At 73.1% G+C, this 4,992-nt stretch carries 4 protein-coding genes and 1 pseudogene; 2 read left to right on the top strand and 3 right to left on the bottom strand.

Going from position 1 to position 4,992, the window contains the following annotated elements:
* The 3 genes and pseudogenes from C3489_RS37715 to C3489_RS37705 form a co-directional block, all read right to left on the bottom strand.
* Window positions 1-713 (bottom strand): annotated as a pseudogene (locus C3489_RS37715) (glycosyltransferase); the annotation flags it as partial.
* Window positions 710-2,359 (bottom strand): carbamoyltransferase C-terminal domain-containing protein, encoded by a 1,650-nt coding sequence (locus C3489_RS37710; protein WP_103786641.1) that lies wholly within the window; start codon window positions 2,357-2,359, stop codon window positions 710-712. The gene C3489_RS37710 and the pseudogene C3489_RS37715, both read right to left, overlap by 4 nt.
* Before the next feature lie 172 nt (window positions 2,360-2,531).
* Window positions 2,532-3,494: an NAD-dependent epimerase/dehydratase family protein gene (locus C3489_RS37705; RefSeq protein WP_103786640.1), complete on the bottom strand. Its 963-nt coding sequence runs from the start codon at window positions 3,492-3,494 to the stop codon at window positions 2,532-2,534.
* A gap of 128 nt (window positions 3,495-3,622) precedes the next feature.
* Here C3489_RS37705 and C3489_RS37700 point away from each other — a divergent pair, with 128 nt between their 5' ends.
* Both C3489_RS37700 and C3489_RS37695 read left to right on the top strand, forming a co-directional pair.
* On the top strand, window positions 3,623-4,414 hold the full coding sequence (locus C3489_RS37700) for a polysaccharide deacetylase family protein (protein ID WP_103786639.1): 792 nt from the start codon (window positions 3,623-3,625) through the stop codon (window positions 4,412-4,414).
* A gap of 25 nt (window positions 4,415-4,439) precedes the next feature.
* Complete coding sequence (locus tag C3489_RS37695; protein ID WP_103786638.1) at window positions 4,440-4,883, top strand: SRPBCC family protein; 444 nt, start codon at window positions 4,440-4,442, stop codon at window positions 4,881-4,883.
* Window positions 4,884-4,992 lie beyond the last annotated feature (109 nt).

Raw genomic sequence — 4,992 nt, 5'->3', positions numbered from 1 at the left:
CGCCCGGTGCCGACCAGTCGGGGCCGTGCAGGGCGCGCAGTGAGGGCGTCGTCGGCGTTGCCGCGCTGGGCGCGCAGGGACACCCAGCGGTCGGCGGGCCGCACCGGGTGCCGGGTGGTGCGCCGGCCCTGCCGGATGCGCCAGCCGGCGTCCAGCACCCGCAGGGCGAGGTCGGCGTCCTCGCGGAAGGCGCGGGTGAAGCGCTCGTCGAAGCCGCCCACCTGCTTGAGCGCCTCGGTGCGGTAGGCCATGTCGGCGGTGATCCAGCGGGCCTGGGCGAGGCCGGCGGTGGCCCGTTCCCAGTCGGTGGGCCGCCGGTGCCCGGGCAGGGGTACGGCGATGACGCCCTGCACCGCGCCGGTGTCCGGGGTGGCCTCCTGCAGGTCCTGCACCAGCTGGTCGCACCAGTGCGGGCCGACCTGGACGTCGTCGTCGAGGAAGGCGACCCAGGGGGCGGTGACGGCCTGGGTGCCGGTGTTGCGGGCGGCGGCGGGTCCGCGTCCGCCGCTGGTGACGACGAGGGTGCGCTCGCGCAGGTCGCCGAGGACGCTGAGCGGGTGCTCCAGCGCGCCGGGGTCCGGGTCGGGGCCGGGCCGGTCGTCGACGACGACGATCTCGTCGGGGCGCGGTCCGGTCGCGGCGGCGAGCGCGGCCAGGCAGTCCGCGAGCGTGTCGCGCGCGAGGGTGGGGATCACCACGGCGTATGCGGTCATGCGCCGTGCCCCTTCGCGTAGGCCCGGCCGCGGCGCACCGCGTACGGTCCGATCGCCAGCAGGTCCACGGGCGCGGAGCCGAAGCACTCCAGCGCGTCGCGCGGGTCGTCGACCATGGGCCGCCCGGCCGTGTTGAGGCTGGTGTTGACGACGACGGGAAGTCCGGTTCGGCGCTCGAACGCAGCAAGCATGCGGGCGACGAGCGGTTCGCCGCGCTCCTCGACGGTCTGGATGCGGGCGGTGCCGTCGACGTGGACGACGGCGGGGATGCGGTCGCGCCAGGCGGGGTGCACGTCGTGCACGAAGAGCATGTACGGGCTGGGCAGCGGCCCGTCGAAGAGTTCGGCGGCGCGTTCGGCGCGCACCATGGGCGCGACCGGGCGGAACTCCTCGCGGCCCTTGACGTGGTTGAGCCGCTCCAGGTTCTCGGCACGGCCGGGGTGGGCCATCAGCGAGCGGTGGCCGAGGGCGCGCGGGCCGTATTCGCTGCGGCCCTGGAACCAGGCGACGATCCCGTCCCGGGCGAGTTCCTCGGCGACCGTCTCGGCGATGTCGTCGGGGCGCTCGTAGGGCACGCCGGCCGTCTCCAGCCAGGTGCGCAGCTCCTCGTCGCTCCAGCCGCGCCCGAGGTCGGCGCCGGGCATGGGCTCGGTGTCCTCGGCCTGCGCGGCGAGGAAGAGGGCGCCGCCGAGCGCGGTGCCGGCGTCACCGGCGGCGGGCTGCACCCACACGTGCTCGAAGGGGCCCCGCTGGGCGATCCTGGAGTTGGCGACGCAGTTGAGGGCGACGCCGCCGGCCATGGTGAGGGCCTCGCCGCCGGCCTCCCGGTGCAGCCACTGCACCAGCTCCAGCAGGGTCTCCTCCAGCACGGCCTGGGCGCTGGCGGCGAGGTCGGCGTGGTCCCGGGTCCACGGCTCGTTCTTGGCGCGGGCCGGCGCGAAGGCGGTCCAGTCGACGCCTCGGGCGCAAAAACCGCCGTCGCCGGTGGCGTGGACGTGCTCGCGGAGCCGGTCCAGGAAGCGGGGGGTGCCGTAGGAGGCGAGCGCCATGACCTTGAACTCGTCGCTGGAGCGCAGGAAGCCCAGGTGCTCGGTCAGCTCCTCGTAGACCAGGCCGAGGGAGTCCGGCAGGGCCTGGGTGTGCAGGGTGTCCAGCTTGCCGTCGTCGAAGCGTCCGGCCAGGTGGGAGGCGGATTCGCCGCGGCCGTCCAGGACCAGGACGGCGCTGTCGGGGTGCGGTGAGGCGGGCCCGGCGGAGGCGGCGTGCGCCACGTGGTGCGGGACGAAGACGACCCGCTCGGGGTCCAGGCCGGGCAGTGCCTCGGCCAGGAACTCCGGGGCGCGGCGGGCGTACTCCAGCCGCAGCGGGTCCCAGGGGTCGTTCAGGCCCATGTCGGCGGCGGGCCGGGCCAGCTTCGGGTCGAAGGAGTACGTGACGGCGTCCAGCTCCTCCGGCCGCAGCCCGGCATGCTCCAGGCACCAGCGCGCCGACAGCTCGGGCAGTTCCCACGCGGAGAACGGCAGGGGCCGCTTGCCGTGCTTGCGGCGGCTGAAACGCTCTTCCTCGGCGGCGGCGACGGTACGTCCGTCCACGACCAGCGCGGCGGCCGGGTCGTGGAACAGGGCGTTGATTCCAAGGATGCGCATGGGGCTTGCTCCGTCCCGAGAGGCGGTCGGGGGCTCTGGGGCTGAGCGGGTGCCGCACTGCAGCTGTCTCAAACACGTGAAGACAACTGCGCCCGCAATAACCCGATTTTTCACCCTATGTACGGACAGAACTACTCTGGGTCGGAACGGCTCAGGCTCCGGGTCGGACGGCTCAGGCGGCGACGGACCGCGAGAACCAGCCAATGGTCCGCTTGAGCCCCTCGGTCCAGTCGACCTGGGGCTGCCAGCCCAGCAGCTCGCGGGCGAGCCGGGTGTCGGGGCGGCGGCGGCAGGGGTCGTCGACGGGGCGCTCCACGAAGCGGATGCGGGAGGCGGAGCCGGTGAGGTCGACGATCCGGCGGGCCAGCTCCAGCATGGTGATCTCGTCGGCGCCGCCGATGTTGACGGGGCCGGGCTGCCCGGAGGCGGCCAGGGCGAGGATGCCGTCGACGGTGTCGTCGACGTAGCACAGCGAGCGGGTCTGGCCGCCGTCGCCGGCGACCGTGAGGGGCATGCCGTCCAGGGCCTGCGCGATGAAGGTCGGCACGGCGCGGCCGTCGCCGGTGCGCATGCGGGGGCCGTAGGTGTTGAAGATGCGGACGATCGCGGTGTCGGTGCCGTGCACCCCGCGATGGGCGGTGACCAGGGCCTCGGCGAAGCGCTTGGACTCGTCGTAGACGCTGCGCGGGCCGTTGGGGTTGACGTTGCCCCAGTAGCTCTCGCGCTGCGGGTGCTCCAGTGGGTCGCCGTAGACCTCGGAGGTGGAGGCGAGCAGGAAGCGGGCGCCGTCGGCGTGGGCGCGTTCCAGCGCGAGGCGCGTGCCGGTGGAGCCGACGTCGAGGGTCTCCAGGGGCAGCCGCAGGTAGTCGGCCGGGGAGGCCGGGCAGGCGAAGTGCAGCACCAGGTCGAAGCGGCCGGGCAGGGCCCGCCAGGCGGTGGGGTCGGTGGCGTCGCCGCGGACGAAGCGAAAGCCGGGGCGGGTGTTCAGCTCGGCCACGTTGGCGCGGGAGCCGGTGGCGAGGTTGTCCAGGCAGACGACGTCGCAGCCGCCGTCCAGCAGCCGCCCGCACAGGTGCGACCCGACGAATCCGGCTCCGCCGGTGACCAGCACCCGGCGCCAGGGGTGTGCGCTCACGGGGCTCTCCTCACTCTCGCCTTCACTTTCGTGTCCGCGAGTAACCCGGTGAGCACCGTCACACTCATGAAACGGGCAGCGATCGGCGACTATACATTCCGTGTATACACGCTATGTATAGTCGCTCCATGCCTTCACTGACCAGGAAGATGACAAGAACGGGGAAAGCGTTCCGGGCCGCGGCGGTCTTCTCCGCCGCCGCCGGCCTCACGCTGGCGCTGAGCGGGTGCACCCGCCTGGACACCACCGCGCCGAGCACCGTGCGCGCCCACCCGGCGAGCGACGTCCAGGCGGCCGGCTACGGCGCCGTCGACTGCCGCACGGCCAAGTGCATCGCGCTCACCTTCGACGCCGGGCCGAGCGAGAACTCCGCGCGGCTGCTGGACATCCTCAAGGAGAAGAAGGTCCCGGCGACGTTCTTCCTGCTCGGCGCGCGGCACATCGAGAAGTACCCGGAGCTGGTCAAGCGGATGGCCGCCGAGGGCCACGAGGTCGCCAGCCACACCTGGGACCACAAGATCCTCACGAAGATCGAGCCGGACGAGATACGCGACGAGCTCAAGCGCCCGAACGACGCGATAGAGAAGCTGACCGGGCACCGGCCGACGCTGATGCGCCCGCCGCAGGGCCGCACCAACGACACCGTCAACGCCATCTCCAAGGAGATGGGCCTGGCGGAGGTGCTGTGGAGCGTCACCGCGAAGGACTACACGACGAACGACTCCGCGCTCATCGAGAAGCGCGTGCTGGAGCAGGCCTCGCGGGACGGCATCATCCTGCTGCACGACATCTACCCGGGCACCGTCCCGGCGGTCCCCGGCATCATCGACGCCCTCAAGGAACGCGGCTACGTCTTCGTGACGGTCCCTCAACTCCTGGCCCCCGGCAAGGCGGAGCCGGGACAGGTGTACCGGCCCTGACCGGCGCACTCCCTATGATCGGGGCGTGGCCCACTTCCGCCTCCACCGCACGGCACCGCTCCCCCTCACCGAGGCCTGGCACCGGCTCACCGACTGGCCCCGGCACGGGGACGTGGTCCCGCTGACCCGCGTCACCGTGCTGACGCCGTCACCGACCCGCGAGGGCACGGTCATCGTGGCCCGCACCGGCCTCGGCCCGCTGGGCTTCGACGACCGCATGGAGGTGACGGTCTGGCAGCCGCCGACGGAGGACACACCCGGCCTGTGCCGCCTGGAGAAACGCGGCCGGATCGTCCTCGGCTGGGCCGAACTGGAGGCCCGCCCGGGGCCCGGCGGACGCACCAGGGTGGAGTGGCGAGAGGAACTCAGACTCCGCTTCCTGCCCACCCTGGCCGACCCCGTGCTCGCCGCGGCGGCCCGTGGCGTCTTCGGCCGAGCGGTCAACCGGTTGCTGCGGGCGGGTGGGTGAGCGGCGGGTTCGGGGTGAGGAGTTGGGGGTTCTGGCTCGGGGGCCGGGTGGCGAGGTTCCGGATCAGGGCGGGGCGTTGAGCATCGGGCTCAGGGTCATGCGTTTGAGC

The sequence above is a fragment of the Streptomyces sp. Ru71 genome, assembly GCF_002920535.1.
Classification (GTDB): domain Bacteria; phylum Actinomycetota; class Actinomycetes; order Streptomycetales; family Streptomycetaceae; genus Streptomyces.
The sequence above is the reverse complement of the archived record's forward strand: the minus strand, read 5'-3'. Positions and strand labels throughout refer to the sequence as shown.